General features: G+C 70.3%; 15 protein-coding genes. 7 read left to right on the forward strand and 8 right to left on the reverse strand.

Features of this window, described 5'->3' with window-relative positions:
* The coding region (locus DQ384_RS43780) for a cellulose binding domain-containing protein (RefSeq protein WP_181871504.1) at window positions 1-494 on the forward strand (494 nt) is incomplete at its 5' end.
* A gap of 323 nt (window positions 495-817) precedes the next feature.
* The gene (locus tag DQ384_RS30385; RefSeq protein WP_114032324.1) at window positions 818-2,734 is read left to right on the forward strand and encodes a multicopper oxidase family protein; all 1,917 of its coding nucleotides are present in this window, start codon (window positions 818-820) and stop codon (window positions 2,732-2,734) included.
* A gap of 451 nt (window positions 2,735-3,185) precedes the next feature.
* On the opposite strand, the gene DQ384_RS30390 is transcribed toward DQ384_RS30385, so the two are convergent.
* Together DQ384_RS30390 and DQ384_RS30395 are read right to left on the reverse strand one after the other, a co-directional pair.
* Entirely contained in the window at window positions 3,186-3,818 is a 633-nt protein-coding gene (locus DQ384_RS30390) for a hemerythrin domain-containing protein (RefSeq protein ID WP_114032325.1), read from the reverse strand.
* Window positions 3,819-3,986: 168 nt separating this feature from the next.
* Complete coding sequence (locus tag DQ384_RS30395) at window positions 3,987-7,265, reverse strand: ATP-binding protein (protein ID WP_114032326.1); 3,279 nt, start codon at window positions 7,263-7,265, stop codon at window positions 3,987-3,989.
* A 256-nt stretch (window positions 7,266-7,521) separates the two neighbouring features.
* Between DQ384_RS30395 and DQ384_RS30400 the strand changes: the two genes are divergently transcribed.
* The 3 genes from DQ384_RS30400 (at window position 7,522) to DQ384_RS30410 (ending at window position 16,663) form a co-directional block, all read left to right on the forward strand.
* A complete protein-coding gene (locus tag DQ384_RS30400; RefSeq protein WP_181871505.1) occupies window positions 7,522-13,764 on the forward strand; it encodes an Ig-like domain-containing protein in 6,243 nt (2,080 codons plus the stop codon).
* 560 nt (window positions 13,765-14,324) lie between these two features.
* Window positions 14,325-14,879, forward strand: a complete 555-nt coding sequence (locus DQ384_RS30405) for a hypothetical protein (RefSeq protein WP_245966897.1) — start codon at window positions 14,325-14,327, stop codon at window positions 14,877-14,879.
* A 77-nt stretch (window positions 14,880-14,956) separates the two neighbouring features.
* Window positions 14,957-16,663, forward strand: coding sequence for a sensor histidine kinase (locus tag DQ384_RS30410; RefSeq protein WP_114032328.1), 1,707 nt, complete (start codon window positions 14,957-14,959; stop codon window positions 16,661-16,663).
* Here the strand turns inward: DQ384_RS30410 and DQ384_RS30415 are convergent.
* The 3 genes from DQ384_RS30415 to DQ384_RS30425 form a co-directional block, all read right to left on the reverse strand.
* A complete protein-coding gene (locus tag DQ384_RS30415) occupies window positions 16,656-17,060 on the reverse strand; it encodes a pyridoxamine 5'-phosphate oxidase family protein (protein ID WP_114032329.1) in 405 nt (134 codons plus the stop codon). The genes DQ384_RS30410 and DQ384_RS30415 overlap by 8 nt on opposite strands.
* Window positions 17,061-17,112: 52 nt before the next feature.
* Window positions 17,113-17,754 (reverse strand): response regulator transcription factor, encoded by a 642-nt coding sequence (locus tag DQ384_RS30420; protein WP_114032330.1) that lies wholly within the window; start codon window positions 17,752-17,754, stop codon window positions 17,113-17,115.
* A gap of 263 nt (window positions 17,755-18,017) precedes the next feature.
* On the reverse strand, window positions 18,018-19,049 hold the full coding sequence (locus tag DQ384_RS30425; protein WP_114032331.1) for a hypothetical protein: 1,032 nt from the start codon (window positions 19,047-19,049) through the stop codon (window positions 18,018-18,020).
* Between the two features lie 902 nt (window positions 19,050-19,951).
* On the opposite strand from DQ384_RS30425, the gene DQ384_RS30430 reads away from it, so the two are divergent.
* Window positions 19,952-21,364, forward strand: a complete 1,413-nt coding sequence (locus DQ384_RS30430) for a non-reducing end alpha-L-arabinofuranosidase family hydrolase (protein ID WP_245966898.1) — start codon at window positions 19,952-19,954, stop codon at window positions 21,362-21,364.
* Between the two features lie 240 nt (window positions 21,365-21,604).
* Here DQ384_RS30430 and pfkB read toward each other — a convergent pair whose 3' ends face one another.
* Genes pfkB through DQ384_RS30445 form a run of 3 tightly spaced genes read right to left on the reverse strand, consistent with a single transcriptional unit; the run spans window position 21,605 to window position 24,677 of the window.
* Entirely contained in the window at window positions 21,605-22,543 is a 939-nt protein-coding gene (pfkB, locus tag DQ384_RS30435) for a 1-phosphofructokinase (RefSeq protein WP_114032333.1), read from the reverse strand.
* Window positions 22,540-23,328, reverse strand: a complete 789-nt coding sequence (locus DQ384_RS30440; RefSeq protein WP_181871506.1) for a DeoR/GlpR family DNA-binding transcription regulator — start codon at window positions 23,326-23,328, stop codon at window positions 22,540-22,542. The genes pfkB and DQ384_RS30440 overlap by 4 nt, the downstream gene beginning before the upstream one ends.
* A complete protein-coding gene (locus tag DQ384_RS30445; protein ID WP_114032334.1) occupies window positions 23,325-24,677 on the reverse strand; it encodes an FGGY-family carbohydrate kinase in 1,353 nt (450 codons plus the stop codon). Before DQ384_RS30445 ends, DQ384_RS30440 begins: the two co-directional genes overlap by 4 nt.
* Window positions 24,678-24,828: 151 nt before the next feature.
* Between DQ384_RS30445 and DQ384_RS30450 the strand changes: the two genes are divergently transcribed.
* Window positions 24,829-25,686, forward strand: a complete 858-nt coding sequence (locus DQ384_RS30450; protein ID WP_114032335.1) for a class II fructose-bisphosphate aldolase — start codon at window positions 24,829-24,831, stop codon at window positions 25,684-25,686.
* The last annotated feature ends 298 nt before the right edge of the window (window positions 25,687-25,984 follow it).

The following is a 25,984-nucleotide window of genomic DNA, read 5'->3' on the forward strand; positions in this document are numbered from 1 at the left end:
TCGGCATCACCGTATGGGGCGTCCGCGACAGCGACTCCTGGCGCTCGGGCGACACCCCGCTGCTGTTCGACGGCAACGGCAACAAGAAGCCCGCCTACACCTCCGTCCTCAACGCCCTCAACGCCGCGGACCCGAACCCCACCCCGACGCCCACCGTGACGCCTACGCCTACGCCTACGCCGACGACGACTCCGGTTCCGGGGGCGTGCTCGGCGACGATCGAGACGGTCAACAGCTGGCAGGGAGGCTTCCAGTCGACGGTGACCGTCCGTGCGGGCGGTTCGCCGGTCAACGGGTGGACGGTGAAGTGGACCTGGCCCGGCGGGCAGGCGATCAGCAGCCTGTGGAACGGCCAGCAGACCGTGTCCGGCTCCAGCGTGACCGTCCGCAACGCCTCCTACAACGGTTCCATCGCGGCGGGCTCCTCGACCACCTTCGGCTTCACCGCCAACGGCACCGCGGCCACCCCCACGGCCACCTGCACCAGCCCTTGATTCCATCCGGGCCGGGCGGTGTCCTCCACCGCCCGGCCTGTGCACGTGGGACATCGCGTCCCTCGTCGACGGGCTGCGTCATCGTCCCGCCCTCGGCCGATGCCGCGATCCGCCGCCAGGATTCGAACGTTGCCCGTCGTCAGGGGCGCTGGTCCCGTGGGCGTGGCCCCACGTCAGGATGATGCCCGGCTCGCTGGTAGATATATGCATATACGGGGCTTTGTGGGCCGCGCGAGTTCATCCGATCGGCGTGCGCCCTGCCATACCGCGCCGCCGCGGTCCACGCCCCCCCTCGTACCCGGGCCGGTGAGGGGAGGCCGAGGGTGTTCACGAGACGGGAGTTCCTGAAGGCCACGATCGGCGGGACGGCCGTCCTGCTCTACGACCTCGGAAGGGGCGCGCGCCCCCTGGCCTTGCTGAACGCTCGCGAGGTCGCCAAGTACACCATGCCGCTGGCCGTCCCGCCGGTGATGCCGCCGCTGGCCGGCCAGGGCGAGCCCGTCGACCGGTACGCGATCGGGGTGCGCAGGCTCCGGCAGCGGATCCTGCCACGGGGCCACCCGCCCACCACGGTCTGGGGGTACGGAGCCGTGCAGGACCCGCGGACCTTCGCCAGCCCCGGCTTCACCGTCGAGGCGATCGCCGGCCGCCCGGTCCGCGTCAAGTGGTCCAACGAACTGGTCGACGACGACGGCGGTTACCTGCCGCACCTGCTGCCCGTCGATCCCACCCTGCACTGGGCCGACCCCGAGGGCGGCCCCACCGGGCGGGACCGGCACCCCGGCCCCCGCCAGACCCCCGGCCACTACGGCGGGCCGGTTCCGCTGGTCACCCACCTGCACGGCGGGCACAGCGCCGACCACAGCGACGGGTTCCCCGAGGCGTGGTACCTGCCCCGGGCCGGGAACACCCCCGCGGGCTACGCGACCGAGGGATCCTGGTACGCGGAGTTCGCCGCCCGGTACGCCGCCGCGCACGGCGGGTCGTGGAGCCCGGGGTCGGCGGTGTTCCACTACCGCAACGACCAGCGGGCCGCCACCATGTGGTACCACGACCACGCGCTGGGCATCACCCGGCTGAACACCTACGCGGGTCTCGCCGGCTTCTACCTGCTGCGCGGCGGCCCCGCCGACCTCCCGCCGGGCGTGCTGCCCGGCCCGGCGCCCTCGGCCGGGGACGGCGGGCGCGGCCCCTACCACGAGATCCCGATCGTGATCCAGGACCGGTCGTTCGCCGCCGACGGCGCGCTCTTCTACCCCGGCGGCCGTGCCTTCTTCGACCACTTCCATGGGCCGTACGTCCCGCGCAGTGACATCCCGCCCATCTGGAACCCGGAGTTCTTCGGCACGGCGATGATGGTCAACGGCCGGACATGGCCGTTCCTGGAGGTCGAGCCGCGCAGGTTCCGCTTCCGCTTCCTCAACGGGTGCAACGGCCGTGTCCTGGACCTGAAGATCGTGACCGACCCGCTGGCCAGGCGTCCGGCGCCGGCCGCCCTGCCCTTCTGGCACATCGGCTCGGAGGGCGGCTTCCTGCCCGCTCCGGTGGAACTCGGCCGCGTGCTGATCGCCCCGGCCGAGCGGGCCGATGTGATCGTGGACTTCACCGGCGTGCGGCCCGGCACGGAGCTGTACCTGATCAACGAGGGGCCGGACGGCGCGTTCAACGGGGACCCCCACGCGGCGCCGGCCGACCCGTCCACCACCGGGCAGGTGATGAAGTTCGTCGTGCGGGACGCGCGGGGACCCGACCCGAGCGTGCCGCCCGACCGGCTCACCCTGCCCCCGCTCACGCGGCTCGGCCCGGCCGGCCGGACCCGGAGGCTCGCCCTGCTGGAACGGGACTCGACGGTCGTGCGCGGCGCCGGCCCCACGGCGGTCCTGCTCGGCACCGTAGACGGACGGGGAAAACCCTCGTCCCGCATGTGGTCCGACCCGATCACCGAGAACCCGGTCGTGGGCGCCACCGAGGTATGGGAGATCCACAACTTCACCCCGGACGCCCATCCCATCCACGTGCACGAGATCATGTTCCACGTCCTCGACCGCAGGCGCTTCGACGGCGGACCACGGCCCCCCGAGCCGTGGGAGCGGGGGTACAAGGACACGGTGATCGCCTATCCACACCAGATCACCCGCATCGTGGCGCACTTCGACCGCGCGGGCCTGTTCGTCTGGCACTGCCACCTGCTGGAACACGAGGACAACGAGATGATGCGCCCCTACCGCGTCGGTACCTGATCTTCGCGAGCCGGCGAGGCTCCGGGTTCACCCGGCCACGGCCGGCCGCGCGCGCAGCATCTCGGTCGTGCGCTCCACCGCCTCCTGGACGGGCGGGCTGATATGGCCGCCCATGGCGAAGTCGCCCCGCCAGCGCCGCCTCCAGGGCCGGGATCCACCGCTCGCGCAGCGCGCGAATCCGCCGTCGTGTCCACATGACCTCCGCCTCCACGACCTGAGCGGCCCTGAGAGCGGCGGTGTGCCGTGCCGCCGCCTCCACAGCCGCGCGGCAGGCCGATCTGGCCGGAGCGAGCGCGGCCGACGTGGACCCTCATCTCGGGGACATTCGACCCTGACCAACCGGGGCGGCGACATGGCCGCTCAAGCGGAAAGGCATCCACCGTCTCCCGTGGCGCTGGCGCGCGCAGGTGTCGTGGCCGCCGGCGTGCGGAAGCACCCCGCGCATAATTGTTCAGCTCCCGAAAATGAGCCGCCGGCGGCGTCGATGGCCGGGTCTGACCAGGGTCAGCAGCAGGCCGAGGATCGGCCCGGCGATCTTGCGGATGTGCGCCATCTCGTCCGGGTCGGCGTACTGGTCGACCCATGCGAGTTCGAAGCGCACGTTTCCGCTCTGGAGCGATTTCTCCAACGCCTTCCAGTCGACGGCGGAGACGTACTGCTCGATGATCGGGAAGATCCTCCGCTCCTCCTCCTCGATGTGCTCGTCGAGGTGCTCGGATAGCGTGCGGACCGTGGCCTCCAACTCGGAGATACCGTCCCGGCCGCTTGTGAAGGCCCGCGCCGCCAGACGGACTCGGTCGAGCAGGGGGTCGAGTTCGGAATGGTCGTCGGACAGGTCGGTAAGGTCCACGGCGGCGCCCGCCGACCGCTGGATCACCGGCCAGACGGCCTCGTCCTCCCTGGTGTGATGATGGTGGATCGCCGCGCAGATGTCCTCTGTGAAGCGGGCGATGGCGGCGGCACGGGCGGCGTCCGCCCGTTGGCGTCCCGCATCGAGGTCCTCGGCCAGCGTGAGGAGCCGGTGCAGGTCGCCGCGCATCGCACGGTGGATGATACGGATCCCTGTCAGGTCGGGGGTATCCATGGCGAGTCTCCAGATGCCCGAGTCGGTTTCGGAACACCGTGACTCGGCTCGCTAAACGCCTACTTGGCGGCTATTTGGCGAAACGCCGGACATGTTCAGGGACCCGGGGCCGGCCGCGCCGCTCGTCTCGGGGCCGGACCGCGAGCGCCCAGCGATCCTGGCCCGAAGTCAGGATCTCGTCGCGGCGAGTGCCTGGAGGGCCTGTTCCCGCCAATGTGGGGAGCCGAGTCGCCGCGCGACATCGGCGGCCGTGGCGTAGTGCTCCGTGGCACGGGCGGGGTCGCCCAGGAACTCCGCCAGATGTCCCAGCGTGAGGCCGACGGGCCCACATGTCATCGACACGGTGTGCAGGCCGATCATCTCCTCCTGCGCCGGGAGGAGGAGACGGTAGCACTCCTCGGCCACGTCGCGGAAACCGAGTGCCATCGCGTTGTCCGCGCGAAGCGCCAAGTTGATCATCCGGAACACGTCCCGCCTCGGCAGGCGGTGGGCGGACCAGGCGGATCGGGCCTCGCCCAGGCGCCCGGCGTAGACCAGCGCGTTGACGTAGAACTCGTCGATCGGCCCCGCCACGCCGTCGCGGGCGGCGGCGAGCTCGGCCACCGACTCGTGGGCTCGGCCGCACGCGCGTCGCACCACGAACCTGGTCAGAGCTCCGAAGACGACGGAGTTGGCCCCGCCCGCCTCCCCCATCCGGTCGGACATGACCGTGTAGGCCGCCTCGGCCTGCTCGAACTCGCCCTTCACCAGGAGCTGGGTGGCGTCGAGGAACGCGATGACGGCCAGGGCGAGGCCGAGCTGGCCGCTCGTGGAGTACTCCACCGCCCGTCCGGCGTGCCACTGGGCCATCGCCCAGTCGTTGTGCCCGCCCGCGACCATGCACAGGGCGTAGTGTCCCAGCGTCTGGTATCCGAGCATGCCGCCGCGGGCGGAGACCCGCAGTAACTCGTGCCCGACCGCCTCCAGCCCGTCTCGGCGATCGGGCTCGCACATCACGAAGTAGCGCGCGTTGAGCGCCAGGCACAGCAACCGGGGGTCACCGACGCCGCGGGCGATCTCGACGGCCTCGGCGCTCGCGGCTTCCGTGAGCTCGTCGTCATGGCCCACCAACTCCTGGGTGAGGGTGGCGAGCAGCCGGCACCGCAGCTCGCCGGTCGCGGCGGGCAGACAGCTCTGGATGGCCTCCACGAGGTCGACATCGACGTTGAAGCCGGCCTGCGAGATCCAGATCACGGGCGCGTCGTTGGCCACCACGGCGCGGGCGATCGCGACGGGGTCGCCGAGCCGCCGGGCGATCGCCAGCGCCTGCCGGCGACTGACCGCCGCCCGTACGACGTCGCCCGCGCTCGCATGCGCGGAGACCAGACGGCACAGCACGTCCAGCCGGATGTCCGCCGCCGGCTCGGCTGCGAGGTCGAGGGCGTCGAGGGCGCCTTCCAGCAGGGTGGCCGCCTCTCTGTGGGCGTAGACGCCGGAGGCCTGGGCCGCCGCTCTTCGCGCGTACTCGGCGGCGTCGCGGGCGGTGGCCGCGGTGGCGGCGGCGAGTGCGTGGTAGCCGAGCGCGCCGACGTCTTCTGGTCGCACCCGCTGCAGCGCGGCGAGGACCTTGGTGTGCAGTCTGGTACGGCGAAGCCGGGGGATGTCCTCGTAGAGGGTGTCGCGGACCAGGACGTGTGTGAAGCGGACCTTGCCGGAGCTCGGTTCGGTGAGCAGCCCGGCGAGCACGCCCGCTTCAAGGCCGTCGATCACGGTCTCCTCGTCGGCGTCCTGAACGGCGATCAGCACATCCGCGTCGGCGTCCCGGCCCATGACGGCGGCGTTGCGCAGGGTGGTCTGGGCCGTCGCGGGCAGGCGGGCGATCCGCCTGCGGATGAGATCGCGGACCCCGGGCGGCAGCGAATGAGCCGCCGACGTCCCCTCGGTCGCGAGCAGCCGCGCGGTTTCGGCCACGAACAGCGGATTGCCCCCGGTCCGTTCGGTGACCGTACGGACGGTGTGGGGGTCCGCCTCCATGCCGGACCGTTCCACCAGGAGGCGACGGACGTCGTCCTCGCTGAGGCCACACAGGGTCACGTTCTCCGCCGCCTGGACGGCCAGGGCGGCTCCGGCCGCCACAAGATGGTCGCCCGCCTCGGAGGGCCGGTGCGTCAGGACCATCAGGACCGGGATGCCGGCCAGCCTGGCCGCCAGGTGACGCAACAGCTGGAGGGTCGCGTCATCGGCGCGGTGCACGTCCTCCAGCACGACCAGCAGCGGCCCCGGTACGTTCTCCAGGTAGTCCCCCACGGCCTGAGCCAGCCAGAACTGCCCGACCTGAGGAGAGTCCTGCCTCAACAGGGGCGCCAGCCGCGCCTCGGTCTCAGGGGCTGGGGGATGGACGGCGAACAGGCCGCGGAGGACCTCGCTCCACGCCCACGCGGGCGGCACCCCGCCAAGCGTCTCCGGGCACCGGCCGACCGTGACCTGCCAGCCCTGCTCGCTGAGATGCCGCAGCAGGGCGTCGGCCAGCGTGCTCTTGCCCGCTCCGGGATCTCCGCCGAGCCATGCCACCCGGAACCCGCGCTTGGCCTGCTCGGCGGCGGAGACCAGGCGGGCGAGCTCCGCCGTACGGCCGATCATTCGGGGCGGCGGTGCTGGCGGCGGCGCGGCGGGACGGGCAGGAACAGAGGCGACATTGGGCACGTCAAGGGCGTCGCTGTGGGTGAGGATGTCGGCCTCGAGAGCTCGTAAAGCGGGTCCTGGGTTCACGCCCAGCTCTTCGGCGAGTGTGGCCCGGGTCTTGCGTAGCGACGCCAGGGCCTCGGCCTGCCGCGCTGAGCGATAATAGGCGAGGGCGAGGAGCCGCACCGCGTTCTCGCGCAGCGGGTGGGCGGCGACGTGGCGCTCCAGTTCGGGCACGATCTCCGCGTGACGGCCGAGCGCGAGTCCCGCTTCCGCGCGGTACTCGACGGCCATGACTTTCAGCTCTTCCAGCTGTGACGCCTCGGGAACCGCCCACTCCTCGCCGACGAACTCGGCGAAGGCGGGGCCTCCCCACAGCGACAGGGCGTCGTCGATCATGTGTAACGCTTTGGCCGGCTCCCCCTCGTTGAGAAGGGCCACCGCGGCGTCCATGAGCTTGGGGAACCGCCAGGCGTCGACGGCGTCGGCGTCGAGCCGCAGCAGGTATCCGGGCGGGGCGCTCACCAGGACGGTGGCCGGGGTCCGCGGTACCCGGTCCGGCTCCAGGACGCGGCGAAGGTTGGAGATGTAGACCTGGAGTGCGGCAAGAGCCCTCGGCGGGGGCTGGCCCTGCCACAGATCGTCGATGAAGCGGTCCGTGGAGACCACGTGCCCGCCGGCGCAGACCAGTCTGGCGATCACCGCCCGCTGGAGCGGCGGGCCCAGGTCGACAGGACGCCCTTCGACTTCTGCCCGGAACTGCCCAAGAACCCGCAAACGCACCATTTCCAGAGAAGCATAGGGTTCGCACTCCTTGTCCGCATATAGGCGTGCCGCAATCCGTGAACCTGCGTGCGGGTGCACCAGGTCACGGCGCCAAGTGGAGACCAAGAGGCTGCTTAGGGCGCGATGTCAGCATCGGCGCGATCTGCAATCGAGGAGGGATCGTATGCCCCTATCGCGCCTGCCAGGCTTACTGGCTCGTCTCCGCACCCGGAATACCAGCGAACAGACCGGTCCACCGCCACGGCGGCGGCGCCCCGTGCTGCTCACGCTGGCGCTGACCCTCGGGCTGTGCGCGCCGCTTACCGCGGTGGCGACGCCCAAGCCCGCGTCGGCTGTGGAGGGGGAGCCCAAGTCCGCGGCCGTGACCGACCTCACCGGCGGCTACGGGATGACCGGCTACCGACTGTTGAACTTCTTCGCCGGTGACGGCGAGGTCAAGACCCTGGAAGGGATCAGCGACAAGGGCCAGGTCGTGGGCACGATGCTCGCCCCTTCGAGCGGCCCCGCCCCGGTACCCTTCGCCTGGGCGCCGGGATCGTCCATGGAATTGATGCCGCTGAACGATCCCGACCTGAGGCACTGGCCGACCGGTGTCGCCGGGAACGGTACGGTCTACGGCCGCACCGGTGACGGTAGTGACGATCGCGGCTATGTCTACCGCGCCCGGCCGGGCGAAGGTTCCGCGTACAGCGCCCCGGAGGTCGTGGCGACCCCCTCGCGCCCGGTCATCGCGGCGAACAGCCGGGGCCAGATCCTCGTCGAGGATGCCCGTGGGTTCGGGATCCTCACCGAGGACGGCTCTCTCAACCTCTTCCCACGCGAGATGTGGGCGTTGGACATGAACGAATCCGGCACGGCGGCCGGGTTCTTCTCCAAGCAAAGGCCTGACGGTACGTCGGAAAGCGAGCCGGCCATCTGGCAGGGCGGTTCGGTGCAGCGTATCGGCTTCCCGCCGGGCTATCCGGTGGCGTATGCCACAGATATCAATAATGCCGGCGATGTTCTGGTGCGAGCGAATGACGCAGCGGGGAAGACCGACTATTTCATACGCAGCAAGGCCGGCGCCTGGACGAAGTTGGACGCCCCGAAGGGTACCCCCGTGGGGGCGCAATTGGCCTGGTACGACCTGAACGACCGGGGCGAGGCCGTCGGCGTTATTCGGGCCGATGGCGTGGACAGCGCGGTGCTGTGGAGCAATGGCCGCGCACTCGCGCTGAACAGCCTGCTCAACCCCCACAAGGGCCTGCGACTTGACGCCGCGGAGCTCATCAACAAGAACGGCGTCATCGTCGGCCGTGGCATGAACGGCGTCGCGCCCATGATCTGGGCCGCGATACCGGTCGATCCCGTGGTGTTCGTGCACGGCGCCGCGGCCAGTCGGTTGTCGGTGTACAAAAACGGCGAGCCGACCCAGGAACTGTGGCTGGGGTGCCATCTCCCACCCGGCGACAGTGTGGACCGTAACCTGCTCAGCCTCTACAAGGAAGACATCCAGAATGGGGACGTGCCTGGCGATATTCGGGCGGTCGACGCGCTGCAGCATGAGCATTGCGACGTGGCAAACGATACTATTGCCCCCAATCTGAATATTTACGGTGATCTGCTCGACAGAGTCAGGGGCTCCGAGAGTTACCGTGAGTACCAGGTCGACGGACACACCGACCGCCGCACCACGGCCGGATGCGACATGGCGCAATCCGATCGGATGCCGAACATGTTCGTCTACGCCTACGACTGGCGCCAGAGCAATGTGGACAGTGCCAGGGGTCTGGCGGACTACATCGGCTGTGTGCGGAAGTTCTGGCCCACCCGCAAGGTGGACATCCTGACGCACTCAATGGGCGGCATCGTCGCCCGGAGGTACATCCTTGACGACCCGTCCGCGAGCTACATCGACCGGGTGGTGACCATCGGTGCGCCGTGGCTGGGCGCGCCGAAGCTGGTGAACGTGCTGATGACCGGTGACTTCATCGACAGTTCGATCGTGAACGGCCCGAAGGACGTCATCAAGCGGGTGGCGGGTAGTTTCCCGGCCGCCCACCAGCTGATGGCCAGCCGGATCTATGGGGACGCGGCGAGCGTGCCGGTGGTGCGGGAGAACGGCTGGGATCTCAACGGGAAGAACGGCGACCACGAGACCTACGACTACGACGAGGTGAAGGCCCTCACGAACGCCAGGTTCACGGGGACGCATCCCGGTGACACCGCGGACGAATTCCAGTCGCGGGCCGGCCAGGTCGACTGGCGCGGGGATACCTCGGGCATCAAGTACACCCATGTCGTGGGGCTGCAGGCGGGCAGGAACACGATCGGCACGGTGGTGGCCAACCGTGAGAAAGTCTGCGAAGGCACGTGGCCCGAGCACTGCAAGGAGCGGAAATACATCAGCCAGGACCTCGTCTGCGGTGACGGCACCGTGCCGCTGATCAGCGCCGAGCGGGCCGGTCGGGGCGTGGACTACAACGCCGAGAACGCCGAGGTGCTGCTCTTCAGGTCCAAGTCCACGTCCAAGGCGGACAACTTCAAGGTGGAACACACGGGAATGACGGGGAACAAAGCCGTCGGCGACGCGGTGCTGGCGCGGCTGTTCACCCTTGATCCGCAGGGCCCCGCCGATCACAGTGGTCTGGGCCGTCCGGGAGCCGACATGGACTCCTGCATCACGGGCGGGGTCTCGAACCTCGGGCCGGCGAACGCCATGGCGGGGGGTGCGGGCACGGCCACTCCCGCGCCGGGCATGGGCCTGCGGTATGTGTCGGTGCTTGGTGGGACCGCGCTGACCGTCATCGACGGTCACGGGCACACCACCGACCCTGAGGGTGGCACAGCGGGATATGTCGATGATGTCACGCTGTTCGCCTCCGACCAGGACGATGCGGGTATGGCCACCATGCCTGCCGACACGGAGGAGTCCTACCGGACGCGGGTCACCGCGACCGGGACGCCGCTGCGGCTGACCCTGCTGGAGGGCACACAACAGCACCCGACCGCGGCGACCCGCTGGATCGACATTCCCCTCGACAAGGGCACGGTGGTCGAGCTGACCACTCGCCCGGACGGCACCGATGTGCTGCGCGCCGACGCGGACGGCGACGGAGAGCCGGAGAAGGTCATCCCCCCGACGGTCCGGCTGGCGGGCGCCGACGCGGCCGATGTCACGGCGCCCGCGGTGACGGTCGATGCGGTGGCCGCGAACGGCTCGACCAGGTACGTGGTGTCGGCGTCCGACACGGGTAGCGGGGTGGCCGACATCGCGTGGTCCACCGACGGCAGCCTGTTCAACCGCTACGAGGCGCCGCTGTCGCTGGACCCCGCCGCGACGCCCACGCTGACCGTCTTTGCCCAGGACCGCGCGGGCAACCGTTCGGCGCCCGTCGAGGTGAAGCTCGCAGAGCTGAAGCCGAGCATGGTCACCACGGCCACGCTGGATCCGGCCCCGAGTGGTGCCGGGTGGAGCGCGGGTGACGTGAAGGTCACGCTGAAGGCCACGGCCTCCACGGGTGGCAGCCAGGTGGCGAAGGTGACCTACCAGGCGTCAGGGGCGCAGAGTGTGCCGGAGACGTCGGGGGACGGCGCGCAGGCGTCGCTGACCATCACGGCGCCCGGTTCGACGACGGTCACGTTCTGGGCCACCGCCGAGGACGGGACCACTGAGCGCAAGCGCACTGTGCAGGTCCGGGTCGACAAGGCCGACCCGACGGCGCAGGTGAAGGCTCCGGCCGACGCCTCCGTGGTGTCCAAGATCGAAAAGCTGGCCGGTACCGCGGCCGACGACGCCTCCGGAGTCGCCCGGGTGCGGGTCGAACTGCGCGACGGTAAGGGCCGCTACTGGGACGGCAAGACCTGGACGACCGCCCAGACCTGGCTGCCGACGGCGGGATCGACGACCTGGGCCCGCACCACCGGCCTGCCGAGCGGCGATGAGCTGCCGCCGGGCGGGTACCGGGTGCGTACGTTGGTGAGCGACGAAGCCGGCCGCGAGGTGCCCGGTGGGACCAGCACCTTCACGGTGGCACCCGATGCCAAGCGAGTCGTCTTCGAGCTTGCCAGTGATACCGATCTGTCAAGGAACACCAACGCCGTCGCCCTGAACAACCGCGGCGTCATCGCGGGCGTGCGAGGGGGCGCAGGGGGTTCTCAACCGATTCGCTGGTCCGCGGGCAAGACCGCGAAACTCGACCTGCCCACAGGTACGACGAGTGCCGGTGTCGTCGCCGTGGACGACGACGGGTCGGTGTACGGGCAGGCGGACGATTCCCAGCGCACCCTCCCGGTGCGATGGGACCCATCCGGGACTCCCAGCGTGCTGCAGTCGTTGGCCTCCCACACTCAAGCCGGCGTCATGGGAGTCAGCCGTGACGGCAAGACGGCGGTTGGCAGGAGCGACAAGCAGCCGGTCCGCTGGTCGGGCACGGCCGTGGCGGCGCTGCCGCTGTTGAAGGAGGCCACCAGCGGCGTGGCGACCGGTGCGAACACGGCCGGGGTCATCGTCGGCACCCAGTACATCCGCGGGGACTGGTATCCCGACCGTGCGCGGGCGGTGATCTGGTCCGGCGGTCAGGTGCGCAACCTCGGCACATTGCCCGGTCACAGGGAGAGCACGGCGACCGCGGTCAACGACCTCGGTGTCGTGGTCGGCACCAGCGTCCTACCTGGAGCCGTGGGACAGGGCGACCGTACCTACGGCTTCGTCTATGCCGACGGGGCGATGAAGCCGCTGGAGACCTTCTACACCGGTGCGAGAACCACATTGCCGAAGGCCGTGAACGACCAGGGCGCGATCGTCGGCGAGTTCACCACCAACGGCGGGACGACTCATGCCTTCCTGGCCGAGCCGGGCGAGCTGGCCGTGGACCTGAACACGCTGCTGCCTTCGGGCAGCGGCTGGGAGCTGGTGAGGGCCAACGACATCAACGAGTTCGGGCAGATCACCGGGGTCGGTCGTCTTAAGGGTGAGCCGCGTGGTTTCCTGATGACCGTCAAGCACGCTCCGCTGGCCCAGGACGTGGCGGCGGCCACGACCAGAGGGCATGCGGTGGATGTGGCGCTGGACGCGTTCGACCCCGATGTCCTCGACACCCTCACTCTGCGGGTGCTCGACGGGGCGGGGCAGGGCCCGGCCCACGGCACGGTCTCGGCCGTGAAGGACGGGCACGTGACCTACACCCCGGCCGCCGGCTTCACCGGAACCGACGCCTTCGGTTACGTCGCCGACGACGGTGACCTGGTGTCCGCGCCGGCTGTCGTCACGGTGAAGATCGACCCCGGGACCGGCCAGGCGCCGACGGTGCACGACGTGGCGGCGACCACGCCGGAGTCCACCCCGGTCAAGGTGACCCTCAAGGCCGAGGACGCCGACGGCGACGCGCTGAGCTACCGCGTCGTCCAAGCCCCCGCCCACGGCACCGTGTCGGGGACCGGCCCGGATCTGACCTACACGCCCGAGAAGGGCTGGTCGGGAACGGACACGTTCACCTGGACCGCATCCGACGGCAAGGAGGAGGCCGCCCCGGCTACGGCCACCATCACCGTGACTCCGGTGAACCGCCCGCCGACGGTGTCGATCACGGCACCGGAAAGCGCGGACGAGGGAGCGACGGTGGAGCTGAAGGCCCCGGCGACCGACCCGGACGGCGACAAGCTCACCTGGAACTGGAGCAGCGATGTCGGCACGCTGTCGGGAGACGGCGACACCGTGAAGCTCGTGGTCGGCGATGGCCCGGCCGATGCGCACATCACCGTGGAGGTCGGCGATGGCCGGGAGAAGGCCACCGGCACCGCCACAGTGCACGTCAACAACCGCGCTCCCGTGGCAGGTGAGGTCTCGACACCGCTGGCCCCGCAGGCCGTCGGTACGGAGATCGAGCTGTCGGTCAGGTTCACCGATCCGGGCGCTGACACGCATACCTGCTCGGTCGACTGGAACGACGGCAGCACCTCGCCCGGAACCGTGGCCGACGCCACGTGCAGGGCCAAGCACACCTACGCCAAGGCGGGCATCTACCACCCCACCGTCACCGTCACCGACGACGACGGCGCCTCGGGCACCGCGACCGCACAGGCCGTGGTGGTCTACGACCCGAGCGCCGGGTTCGTCACCGGCGGCGGCTGGATCAACTCGCCTGCCGGCGCCTACAAGGCGGACCCCGCACTGACCGGGAAGGCGAACTTCGGGTTCGTCTCCAAGTACAAGGAGGGTGCCACCACGCCCACCGGCAACACCGAGTTCCAGTTCCACGCCGGGAAGGTGAACTTCAAGGCAACGGCCTACGAGTGGATGGTGGTGTCGGGAACGCGGGTCCAGTACAAGGGCTCGGGGACGATCAACGGCAGCGGTGAGTACACGTTCGAACTCACGGCGGTCGACGGCGGCAAGGACGACCGGTTCCTGATCAAGATCTGGGACAAGGCGAGCGGCAACGTCGCCTATGACAACCAGATCGGAGAAGCAGGCGCCGCGCTTGGCGGCGGCAACATCGTCATCCACACCGGCCACTAGCAGAGGCCCATTCCCCAGCATGCTTGCAGCCGGGCCGAAAAGACTTGGGCCCACCCTGATGGGTGGGCCCAAGTGTGGCATCGATCGGCTACTTCGGCGTCGTACGTCAGCGGAGCGGGCGTACGACGACGGTGAGGGGGTGCGGGGAGCCGGCCGGACGCGGGCGTCCACGGCGATGGCGCCGTAGTTCGGTGGGGACGACGAGGCAGAACCTGCGGGCCGTGCCCGAGCCCGACGCCGGTCATCGCGTCCTCCGTGGGAGATCCATGGCCACGGTCTCGCCCGCCGGGGTGTCCGCGGCAGTGCCGGACGGCCCATGCGCGGGGGACTTTGGCCTTCCGGCCGCTCCCGCCAGGTCGCGCGTCCCTGCGCGGCGCCGGTCACGCGGGGACGAAGCGGCGTCGAGGGTCCGAAGGTCCCGGCGGCGGTCCGAAGGTCCCGGCGGCGAGGGGACCTCCGGACCGGCGGTACGAGCCGTACAGCACTCGGATCCGCTCCCCGGAAACGGTGTTCTTGAGGCGTAACAAGAAGTCGCCAAGACAGCCTGAAAGGGGCCCATGATGGCCACCACCGAAGGACGGCGTTTCGTCTCCCCCTCCCCCGCCGCGGATGCCCGTCCCCGGGCCGCCACCGGTCCCGTCGATCACGTCTGGGCCGTGGCGCGGATCGCCCTGGGCTGGATCTTCCTGTGGGCCGGCCTCGACAAGCTCTTCGGCTGGGGCTTCGCCACCCCCGCCGACCGTGCCTGGATCCACGGCGGCAGCCCGACGACCGGCTTCCTCACGGGCACCGGCGACCACGCCCTCGGCGGGTTCTTCTCGGGCCTGGCCGGGCAGCCGTGGGTCGACTGGCTGTTCATGATCGGACTGTTCGGCATCGGCCTCGCGCTGGTCGCGGGCGCCGGGCTGCGGATCGCCGCGGCGACCGGCGGACTGCTGCTGGTCCTCATGTGGGCCGCCGAACTGCCGCTGACCACCAACCCCTTCCTCGACGAGCACCTCGTCTACGCCGTCGTGCTGGCCGGCCTGGCCCTGGTCTCGGCCGGCGACACCTGGGGCATCGGCAGGTGGTGGGGCGACACCGCCATCGTGCGGAGATATCCCATCCTCAAGTGACCGGTCCCTGGCAGTCTCCCGCGCAGCGCCCATCGCTCTCAGATGGGCGCTGCAATGAGTTATGCGAATATCGCTGCATGACCGCTGATTCTTCGCGTTCGCTCGTCCCGCACATGCGGCTGGACGAGCTGTTGTCGGAGCTCCAGGTCAGGCTGGAGGCGGTCCTGGCGACCCGCGACCGGGTCCACGCGCTGTTGGAGGCGGTGGTCTCGGTCGGCAGCGACCTGCAACTGGAGACGGTGCTGCGCCGGATCGTGGAGACCGCGACACGGCTGGTGGACGCCAGTTACGGCGCGCTCGGGGTGGTCGGCGAGCAGAGCACGTTGCTGGAGTTCATCCCGGTGGGGCTGAGCGAGGAGGAGATCGCCCGGATCGAGCACTGGCCGCATGGTCTCGGCCTGCTCGGGCTGCTGATCAAGGAACCGGTCCCGCTACGGCTGGCGTCGATCTCCGATCATCCCGAGTCCTACGGGTTCCCGCCGGGCCATCCGCCGATGGGCTCGTTCCTCGGGGTGCCGCTGCGGGTGCGTGACGAGGTCTTCGGCAACCTCTACCTGACAGAGAAGCGCGGAGGGGCGGAGTTCGACGAGGAGGACGAGGCGGTCGTCACCGCGCTGGCCACCGCCGCGGGCGTCGCGATCGAGAACGCCCGGTTGTACGAGGAGACGCGGCTGAGGGAGATCTGGCTCCAGGCCTCCTCGGAGGTGACGACGGCCCTGTTGTCGGGCGCGGGGGTCGGGGAGGTGATGAGCCAGGTGGCCCGCCGGGTCCGGGAGATGGCCGACGCCGACCTCGTCACGATCCTGTTCCCCTCCGAAGACGCCGAGACGTTGCGCGTGAGGATCGCCGAGGGCGCCGATGATCTGGGGGGCGCCGAGGTGAGCGTCGCCGAATCGCTCTCCGGCGCCGCGTACACCACCGGAGAACCTCAGATGGCGAACGAGCTGGGCGATCCGGGCATCGGTGGCGCCGCCGACGGTGCGGCGCAGGGCGCGATGTCGTGGGGTCCGGCGGCGGCGGTGCCGCTGGGCGCGGCCGGTTCGGTGCGCGGGGTGCTGGCGCTGGGCAAGCGTCCGGGCCGGTTGCCGTTCACGCCGTCCATGCTGCGGATGCTGCACGCCTTCGCGGGGCAGGCGGCGCTGGCGCTGGAGCTGGCCGAGGCCCGGCAGGACGCCGAGCGGCTGGGCCTGCTGGAAGACCGCGACCGGATCGCCAAGGACCTGCACGACGTGGTCATCCAGCGCCTGTTCGCGGTCGCGATGACGCTGATGAGCACCGTGCGGCTGGTCGAGCGCCCCGAGGCCTCGACCCGGGTGCAACATGCGATCGACGAGCTGGACGAGACCATCCGCCAGATCCGGTCGACCATCTTCGCCCTCCAGACGCCCCGGGACGACGCGGATCCCGGCCTGCGGGCGCGCATCGTCGACCTGGTGGAGGGCGCGCGGGGTCATCTGGGTTTCATGCCCGGGCTGCGGATGGAGGGACGGCTCGACAACGAAGTGCCGCCCCCGGTGGCGGACCATCTGCTGGCCGTACTGCAGGAGGCGCTGTCCAACCTGGTGCGGCACGCCAAGGCGTCCAAGGCCGAGGTGTCGGCCATGGTCGCCGACGGGCGGGTCGCACTCGTGGTTCAGGACAACGGGATCGGCCTCCCCTCCGACGGACGCCGCAGCGGACTGCGCAATCTCCATGAACGGGCGGCCCAGCTCGGGGGAGAGTTCACCGCCGAACCGGGGACCGAGGGGGGGACACGGCTCACCTGGAGCGTCCCGCTCAGATGAGCCGGCGCCCGGAGACCTGCTCGGCCCGGACCACGATGAAATGGTCCTGACCGCCCGGAGCCCAGCGCACCAGCGGCAGCGCCTCCAGACGTTGCCTTTCCCAGGTGCCGGTCACGGCCCGGGCGTGCCCGATGGCGGTGACCGACCAGCCGGTCCGGGTGTCCACGTCGATCTGGTCGGCCTCGAAGGCCACCACGGCGCTGCGGGTCGCGGCGGCGAGCTTGGATGTGGAGGCGGTGCGGATGACGATGTCCTCCCCGTCGAGGTAGTAGTTCACCGGCTGCACGGTGGGCAGGGCGCGGTCGGTGAAGACGATCCGCCCGACCGGCGTCAGCGAGAACAGGTGCAGGCACTCCTCACGGGTCAGCACCCGTAGCCCGGCCGAATCGAGTTTCATGTCACTCAGACTGTGCCGCTGGGGGACATCGGGGTGAGGGGCGAAAGTCACCTCAATCGTGCCGTTCCGCCTTCATCCGCGCCGCCAGCGCGGCGGCCTGCGTACGACGCTGCATGCTCAGCTTGCTCAGCAGGTTGGACACGTAGTTCTTCACGGTCTTCTCCGCCAGGAACAGCCGCTCGCCGATCTGGCGATTGGTCAGGCCTTCGCCGATCAGCTCCAGGATGTGCCGCTCCTGGTCCGACAACGCGCCCAGCGGATCCTTGCGCGTGGCCTGGTCGCGCAGCCGCCGCAACATCGTCGCGGTGGTCTGCGGATCCAGCAGCGACTGGCCGGCGGCGACCGTGCGCACCGCGCCGACCAGGTCGGAGCCGTGGATCTGCTTCAGCACGTACCCCGAGGCGCCCGCCATGACCGCGTCGAACAGCGCGTCGTCGTCGGCGAAGGAGGTCAGCATCAGGCACGCCAGCTCCGGCACCCGCGAACGCACCTCGCGGCACACATCGACCCCGCTGCCGTCGGGCAGGCGCACGTCCAGCACCGCCACGTCCGGCCGTAGCGCCGGGATGCGCGCGACCGCCGACTCCGCCGTGCTCGCCTCACCGATCACCTCGATGTCGTCCTCGGAGGTCAGCAGCGCCGCGACGCCACGCCGGACGACCTCGTGATCGTCGAGAAGAAAAACGCTAATCATGTCCGGGAATTTATGCTTCCTTGGCCCTCCCCGGTAGGGACCAAGGTCCCTACCTGACCGCCCGCCCCGAAGACCCAGGGGCCAAGTTCCTGGTGATCAGGGCCGCTTGTCACCAACCGGCCCGCCCGTCCGCCGCAGGTGAGGCCAAGGCGGCGAGATAGGAGCTGTCCACAGCCCTGTGCATGGGGAACGCGCCAGATCGCCGGCCGGGCTCCGCAGATCTTCAGGACGATCCCGGCCCCGGTGGCTCAGGTCCCGGCCGGTCAGCGAAAGTCGGTGATGCGGAACACCGCCATCATGTCCGCCGCCCGGGAACCGGTCGAGAAGGAGGCTTCCGCGCCGACCCAGCCACGGAAGGCTCCCTTGTCGTCGATGATCTGCATGAGCGGCTTCACGTGAGAGTTGCCGGTGTAGCAGAACTCACCGCGCTCCATCGCCAGGCAGGTGCACCAGTGCCACAGCGTGTCACGGCGGTCGGAGTTGGAGATCTTCGTGAGGTAGTACTGGATGGAGCTGATGTTGGGGCGCGTTCCGCCGCCGTACTTCGGGCAGCCGCCGGACTTCTGGCACGCGCCGCGCGAGGACGGCTGCAGGTAGGTCAGGCATGAGGTGGTGGTGGCGCAGGCGCGGAAGGCGGAGTGGCCGAACGGCTGGCCGCTGGAGGTGACGAGCTTGCCGCCCGCCCAGCTCGTCAGGTCCTGCCTGAGCGAGCCGGGGAACGCCTTGACCGAGCTCATCGCGCGCCGGGTGCCGAGCGCGGCGTTGCTGCCATAGCCATACCCGTGAGTGGCCAGCGTGCTGTGCTTGAGGTCCAGACGGGCCAGCCTCCCGTCGGGGGAGGGCCGCACGTACCACTGCTCCGTCCACGTCTGGGCGATCTTCCACCGGATGGTCAGCACGTTCCCCGACACGGTGAACGTCCCGGTGCGGCTCTCGTCGGGAGCGCCGGTGAAGCCCCCGGCGGTGAGCACTTCGCAGGTACGAGGGCGTGATCCGGAACCGCCGGCCTTGGTGGTGCAGCCGAGGTCGGGGACGATGCCGGTGCGCTGCCTGGCCTCGGGGTGACGCTGCCACCACAGGTACAGGGCTGCGGTCACCGTGCCGTCCGCGGCGAAGCGGTAGCTGCCCAGGCGTACCCAGTTCTGGCTGGAGGCGCCCTTGAGATGCCCCTGCGAGACGACATAGGTGGCCTTGCCGCCCGGCAGCCGCACGGCGGAAACCGTGGCGGCGGCCGGCTGGGCAGGCACGCTGATGAGGGCGAGAACGAAGCAGAGGGCTGCCGCCGCAGCACGCATAGAGGACTCCCGAAGGCTTGCAGGCTTGGCCGATCGTCCACGGGCCACCGTATTCGGTCTGGGCCGGATACGTCCCCGAAACGAAAGCCCCGACCAGATGCTCTGGGCGTCGGCGTCGGTGCGCACGACCACCGGCTGTCCGTTGCACCGCCCTGGACCGACCTGTCGTCGACGCGACCATGGCCGAGCTGCGGCGCCTGGCCGACGGCCGCGTAGCTCCTCCCCCCGTCCCTGCTCGCCCAGGAGTTGGATGACCAATGACTTGGCAAGGTTGTTCACCGGCGTCAGCGCGCACTCGGTTGAACGTTTCATCACGAGCCGTCTCGCACACGGTGCGGGCCGGGCCTGTAATGCCAGATGGGTGCGTTCCAGAGGGCGAAGGGCCACCGGAGCTCTCGGTCTTCCTCTTGACGCAACCCGGTGAGTCCTAGTTTGCTCCCCATTGCCATCGGCCTCGACACCCGTGGACGTGACTTCTCGCGCTGCGGACATGTGTGAGCGTTAACACGCCCCGGCCCCGGGAAGGAGGGTCTCCATGATCGGAGGCGGTCCGCGGCTGCGCGCCACCCCAGAGGCGTCCCGGGCGTGGCCGACATCGGGAGGGGGCGCCCTGAACGCCCCGGGCCCGGGACTGTTGCCGGCAGTAGGACACCGGAGCCTCCGGACCGGCGTGTCATCGGTCAGCCAGACCGAGGATCTCCAGGCGGCGACGAGTGGTTCGCCCGCTGCCCGCCCCGCTGACCACCACCGAGGGGTAGCGGGTGGCCCAGCCGGACGTACCAGCTCCTGTCGCTTCCTGCCGTATTACCCAGGACCACCTGCCTCGTACTCACCCCCAGGAGTAGACCATGGATTCACCCCCCATCCGTTCGGCTGCCGGCCGGTGGTGTCCGCCGGTTGCCGTGGCGGTGCGTTTGACCGCCGCGTTGGTGACATTGCTGGCGGCGGCGCTGGTATGGACGGTGCCCGCGTCGGCGGCGGCGGCGCCGCTGGTGAGCGCGCACTCGGGCCGGTGCCTGGATGTGGCGGGCAACACCGACGCGCAGGGCACCAGCCTGCAGATCTGGGACTGCAGCGGGCAGGCCAACCAGGCGTTCGAGTTCACCTCGGCCGGTGAGCTGCGGACGTTCAACGGCACGCGGTGCGTGGACGCCTACAACCAGGGCACCTCGCCCGGCACCAGGCTGGTCATCTGGTCCTGCAACGGGCAGAACAACCAGAAGTGGCGCCAGAACGCCGACGGGTCGATCACGGGCGTGCAGTCGGGTCTGTGCCTGGACGTGAACGGCTTCGGCACGGCCAACGGGACCCCCGTCAACCTGTGGACCTGCAACGGCCAGACCAACCAGAAGTGGAGCGTCTCCGGAGGCGGCCCGAGCCCGACGCCGACCCCGACGCCGCCCGGTACGTGCGATCTTCCGTCGACGTACCGCTGGACGTCGACGGGCTCCCTGGCGAACCCGAAGTCGGGGTGGGTCTCGCTCAAGGACTTCACCAACGTCGTCTACAACGGCAGGCATCTGGTCTACGCGACGACCCATGACACGGGAACGAGCTGGGGTTCGATGAACTTCGGCCTGTTCACGAACTGGTCCGACATGGCCTCGGCCACCCAGAACACGATGTCCTTCTCCACTGTCGCGCCGACGCTGTTCTACTTCGCCCCCAAGAACATCTGGGTGCTCGCCTACCAGTGGGGCGGGACCGCCTTCTCCTACCGGACCTCCAGCGACCCCACCAATCCCAATGGCTGGTCGTCGCAGCAGGTGCTGTTCTCCGGAAGCATCTCCGGCTCCGGAACAGGCCCCATCGACCAGACGCTCATCGGTGACGGCACGAACATGTACCTGTTCTTCGCCGGGGACAACGGCAAGATCTACCGGGCGAGCATGCCCATCGGGAACTTCCCGGGCAGTTTCGGCACGACCTCGACGGTGATCATGAGCGACACGACGAACAACCTGTTCGAAGGGGTCGAGGTCTACAAGCTCCAGGGCCAGAACAAGTACCTCATGCTCGTCGAGGCGATCGGCGCGCAGGGCCGCTACTTCCGCTCGTTCACGGCCACCAGCCTGGGCGGTTCGTGGACGCCGCAGGCCGCGACCGAGGGCAATCCCTTCGCCGGCAAGGCCAACAGCGGCGCCACCTGGACCAACGACATCAGCCACGGTGATCTGGTTCGCAGCAACCCCGATCAGACCAAGACCGTCGACCCCTGCAATCTGCAGTTGCTCTACCAAGGACGCAGCCCCAGCTCCGGCGGCGACTACGGCCTCCTGCCCTACCGGCCGGGTGTGCTGACACTGCAGCGCTAATGGCGTGACGCGGGTCCGGCTCGGGTGTTCCCGACGCTCACGGCAAAGGCGTACGCCGAATCGGGTGAGCGTTAACACGGCACGCGATCAGGACCGGATGCAGCGGCGGGCTCGGCGCAAGGCCGAGCCCGCCCGAATCACTGTCTGACACCCTGCGAGATCTGACGTCACAGACCTGGGGCCAGGCCCGGCGCCTCATGGGGGTTCAGGCGCGGGGGCCGCGGAATTCCGGGATCGGCGTCAGACCGGTTCGGCGAGCGGGTGGTCGCGGTCGACGACGTCGGTGATGGTCACGGTCACGCCGGGATCGGCGCCGGACAAAAGCGTGCCTTCGTGGCCGACCGCGGCCGCCGCCCAGGCCAGTGCGTGACGCAGGGCGTCACGGCCGCTTCCTCCCGCCGCCAGGAAGCCGGCGAGCAGGGCGTCCCCGGCCCCCACGGCGCTGACCACCCGGGGCACCACCGCCCGACCGTGCAGCACGCCGTCGTCCTCGACCAGGATCGCGCCGTCGGCGCCGAGGCTGGCGAGGACGGACCGGGCGCCCCGCTGCCGGAGCACGGCGGCCGCGTCCACGGCGTCTCCCAGGGTCTTGAGCGGCCGTCCGACCACCTCGGCCAGTTCGTGGGCGTTGGGCTTGACCAGGTCGGGCCCGCCGGGAAGCGCGGTACGCAGCGTGGCGCCCGACGTGTCGATCGCCACCTTGACCCCATGGCGGTGCGCCTCCGCGGCCAGCCGCGCGTAGAAGTCCTCCGGCAGGCCGGTGGGCAGGCTGCCGCAGCCGGCCAGCCAGCCCGCGCCGCCGGTGTGCTCGAACGCGGCGGCGGTCAGCGCCGCGGCCTCGGCCGGGTCCAGCGTCGGCCCGGGTTCGTTGACCTTGGTCACGGTGCCGTCGGGTTCGACCAGGCTGATGTTGATGCGGATCTCGCCGGCGATGGGAACCGCGATGACCGGAACGTCGGCGTCCTTGAGCATCGTCATGATCTGTGAACCGACGGCGCCGCCGACCGGCAGCACGGCCACGACGTCGTGGCCGTGCGCCCGCAGAGCCAGCGCGACGTTGACCCCCTTGCCGCTCGGTTCGCTGTGGGTGCGCCGGCTGCGGACGACGGCGCCTCTCGGCAGCGCGTCGACGAAGACGGTGCGGTCGACGCTGGGGTTCGGGGTGACGGTGACGATCACGTCTGCTCCACTTCGAGGCCCGCGGCCCGCAGTGCCTTCAGCTGGGCCTCGGGCAGGCCGGTGTCGGTGATGAGCAGGTCGATATCGGACAGGTCCGCGTGTTTGCAGAGGCTGACGGCGCCGACCTTGCTGTGGTCGGCGAGCAGGATCCGCCGACGGGCGCTGGCGAGCATGAGGCGTTTGACGGCCGCCTCGGCACGGTCAGGGGTGGTGAGCCCGCGCTCCGCCGAGATCGCGTTGGTGCCGAGGAACGCCACGTCGACATTGATCTCGCTGAGCGCCCGTGCCGCCCAGTCGTCGACTCCGGCGAGGGTCAGCGGGCGGACGCGGCCGCCGAGGGTGATGACCGTGAGCCGGGGACGGGTGATGAGCGTCAACGCGATCGACAGCGTGTTGGTGTACACGGTGAGCTCCCGGTCCGCCGGGAACAGCTCGGCGAGCCGTCCGGTCGTGGAACCGGCGTCGATGAGGACGGACCCGCGGACCGGCAGATGGGCGAGCGCCGCCATCGCGATGCGGGTCTTCTCCTCCGAGTAGTACGTGCGGGTGGGCACGGCGGGCTCGAAGGACAGCTGTTCCACGGGGACCGCGCCGCCGTGCACCCGCTGCAGCACGCCCTGCCGTTCGAGGTCGATGAGGTCCTTGCGCACGGTCTCCTTGGTGACCCCGAGCTGGACGGCGATGTCGGCGGCGTCGACCCGCCCGTTCGCGCGAAGGCACGTGACGATCGCCTGCTTGCGCTGCGAGGCGTACGGCACCCGGTCGGGCGGCGTGGGCGTGCTCACGAAGCGCCTCCCGGTTCGAGCGGCGGGAACTCCCGCGGTCCGGCGTACACGCCCGCGGCCATGCCGCCGAGCAGCGCCGCGCCGCGGGCGCCCGCCTCGGAGACGCCGGGGTTGCGCAGCGGGCCGAGCACCCGGCGCTTCACCTCCAGCAGCGCCCGGCTGCGCGACCAGCCCCCGGTGACGACGAGCGCCTGGTGGGCGCCGACGACCGCGGACATCGCCGCGTGGACCTGCTCCGCCTGCGCGACGACCGCCTCCAGCGTGGCGCGCCAGAGGTCGGCCGGGCCGGTGCCGTTGGCGACCCCGGCGATCCGCAGCTCTTCGGCCTCCACGCCGGTGACGGTCACGGTGCACGCGTCGCGGGCCAGCGCCTGCCGGTCCAGTTCGGCGAGGTGGCCGGAGCTGAGCCCGAGCAGGCCGAGGACCCGTTGCAGGGCGAGGCCGCCCTGGGTGCCGCCGAGCAGGCACCACTGGTCGGACAGGACGTGCCAGCCGGTGGTGATCCCGCCCTTGGCGAGCGTCGCGACGTCGGCGGTGTTCACCAGGCCGGCCGGGACCGTGCGGACCAGCGCCTCGGCGGTGCCGCACGAGTCGAGCTCGTCTCCGGGCCCCGCCGCGTCCGCGCCCACGGTGGCGGCCTGGTGGTCGTGGCCGGCCACGGTGAGCACCGCGCCGGTCAGCCGGGGAATGCCGACCTCGGCGCCGACCGTGCCGAGCGGCGTGCCGGCCGTGACCAGGTCCGGCATGAGCGAACGGCCGGCGCCGGACCACTCCAGGGCCTCGGGCCACCAGCTTCGCGTGGCCAGCTCCAGCCAGCCGGTGCGCGAGGCCAGTGACTGTTCGGCGGACTCCTCGCCGCCCAGGCCCCGCACCACCCATTCGGCGATGTTGAGCCGGCGGACCGCCTCCTTTGTCTCGGGGTGGTGCGCGAGCAGCCAGCGGTGCTTGGTGAGCGACCACTGGCCGCGAAGCGGCAGGCCGGTGCGGCCGGCGAAGCGGTCCTCGCCCAGCGTCGTCGACAGGTCGCGGACCTCGGCCCCGTCGCGGGTGTCGTGCCAGGCGATGACGGGCGCCAGCGGGACGCCGTGCCCGTTGAGCAGCACGCCGGACTCGCCCATACTTGTCACGCCGACGGCGAGCACCGGCCCGTCCGGGGCCGAGGCCAGGGCCTGCCGCAGGGCCTCCCGGGCGGAGTCCAGCAGCTCACCGGCGTCCATCTGCGCACCGTGCGGGGTCACGACCCAGGGGGTGACGGCCTTGCCCTCGCCGACGGGCCGCCCCTGCGTGGTGAAGACGACGGCCTTGCTCGTGGTCGTTCCCACGTCCAAGCCGACGATCAGTGGATCCATGCACCCCCGCCTTCGGTAACGACCCGTTGCTGGGTTGTGGGTCGATGGATATCGTTGCGTTTCGTTGGGGGAGTGTCAAGGGAACCCAACGCTCGAAGCACCGATCCCGGATCGCGAGACGCCTCGCGCCGAACATTCTCGGAGGCAGTGGATGCCGCTCGTCAGTACTCAGCAGATCGTGGACTCCGCGCGGGCCCGAGGCGTCGGGGTGGGGGCGTTCAACGTCATCACCCTGGAGCACGCCGAGGCCATCGTCGCGGGCGCGGAACAGGCGGGCACCCCGGTGATCCTGCAGATCAGTGAGAACGCGGTGAAGTTCCATGGCGGCCGGCTCGCGCCCATCGCCGCCGCCGCGGCGGCGGTGGCCGGGGCGGCGGCCGTGCCGGTCTCCCTGCACCTGGACCACGTCGAGAACACCGAACTGCTGTACCAGGCCGCCGATGCGGGGATGAGCTCGGTCATGTTCGACGCCTCCAAGCTGGACTACCAGGCCAACGTCGCGGCCACCCGCGCAGCCGCGGACTGGGCGCACGAGCGCGGCCTGCACCTTGAGGCGGAACTGGGGGAGGTCGGCGGCAAGGACGGCGCGCACGCTCCGGGCGTGCGCACCGACCCGGCGGAGGCGGCGGCCTTCGTCGCGGCCACCGGGGTTGACGCCCTCGCGGTCGCGGTCGGCAGCTCCCACGCCATGACGACCCGCACCGCCAGGCTCGACCACGACCTGATCGTCAAGCTCCGCGAGGCCGTGCCCGTGCCGCTGGTGCTGCACGGCTCCTCCGGCGTGGCCGACGACGAGCTGAGCGCCGCCGTGCGGGCCGGCATCGTCAAGGTGAACATCGGCACGATCTTGAACGTCGCCTTCACCGGGGCGGTGCGCGAGACCCTGCGGGAGCCGTCGTTGGTGGACCCCCGCAAGTACCTGGCCCCGGCGCGCACGCGGATGACCGCCGTGGTCCGGCACATGCTCACCGTTCTGACCAGCGACGACGCCGGCGCGGCCGCGTCCTGAGGTCCGTCGCGGCGCCGATCCGGCAAGCTGGACGAACAGTCGGGAACAACCCTTGACAGGTTAAAACGCGGTGTCTAAGTTCTAACCACCCTGATGTGACATCGATTACCTCGCCGGACGACAGAGATCTTGACGGATGGCGACCCGTTGTGAGCAGTGCCGACTCGACCCTGTGGGAAAACCGCACTGCTTCGATTCCCCTGACGGTGTACCCGAAGAATTGCCTTTTGGGAGAGCGTTGACATGCCGGTACGCATTACCTAGCGTGAGTTCGCTTCTTCGTGACATCGTTTACCTT

Origin of the sequence: Sphaerisporangium album, assembly GCF_003323745.1 — a bacterium.
GTDB classification, from domain to species: domain Bacteria; phylum Actinomycetota; class Actinomycetes; order Streptosporangiales; family Streptosporangiaceae; genus Sphaerisporangium; species Sphaerisporangium album.

Coding starts and splice junctions, on each gene's coding strand:
- DQ384_RS30390 (WP_114032325.1), bottom strand. CDS start 3,818: ATGGATACCCCCGACCTGACAGGGATCCGTATCATCCACCGTGCGATG.
- DQ384_RS30395 (WP_114032326.1), bottom strand. CDS start 7,265: ATGGTGCGTTTGCGGGTTCTTGGGCAGTTCCGGGCAGAAGTCGAAGGG.
- DQ384_RS30405 (WP_245966897.1), top strand. CDS start 14,325: ATGGCCACCACCGAAGGACGGCGTTTCGTCTCCCCCTCCCCCGCCGCG.
- DQ384_RS30410 (WP_114032328.1), top strand. CDS start 14,957: ATGACCGCTGATTCTTCGCGTTCGCTCGTCCCGCACATGCGGCTGGAC.
- DQ384_RS30415 (WP_114032329.1), bottom strand. CDS start 17,060: ATGAAACTCGATTCGGCCGGGCTACGGGTGCTGACCCGTGAGGAGTGC.
- DQ384_RS30420 (WP_114032330.1), bottom strand. CDS start 17,754: ATGATTAGCGTTTTTCTTCTCGACGATCACGAGGTCGTCCGGCGTGGC.
- DQ384_RS30425 (WP_114032331.1), bottom strand. CDS start 19,049: ATGCGTGCTGCGGCGGCAGCCCTCTGCTTCGTTCTCGCCCTCATCAGC.
- DQ384_RS30445 (WP_114032334.1), bottom strand. CDS start 24,677: ATGGATCCACTGATCGTCGGCTTGGACGTGGGAACGACCACGAGCAAG.
- DQ384_RS30450 (WP_114032335.1), top strand. CDS start 24,829: ATGCCGCTCGTCAGTACTCAGCAGATCGTGGACTCCGCGCGGGCCCGA.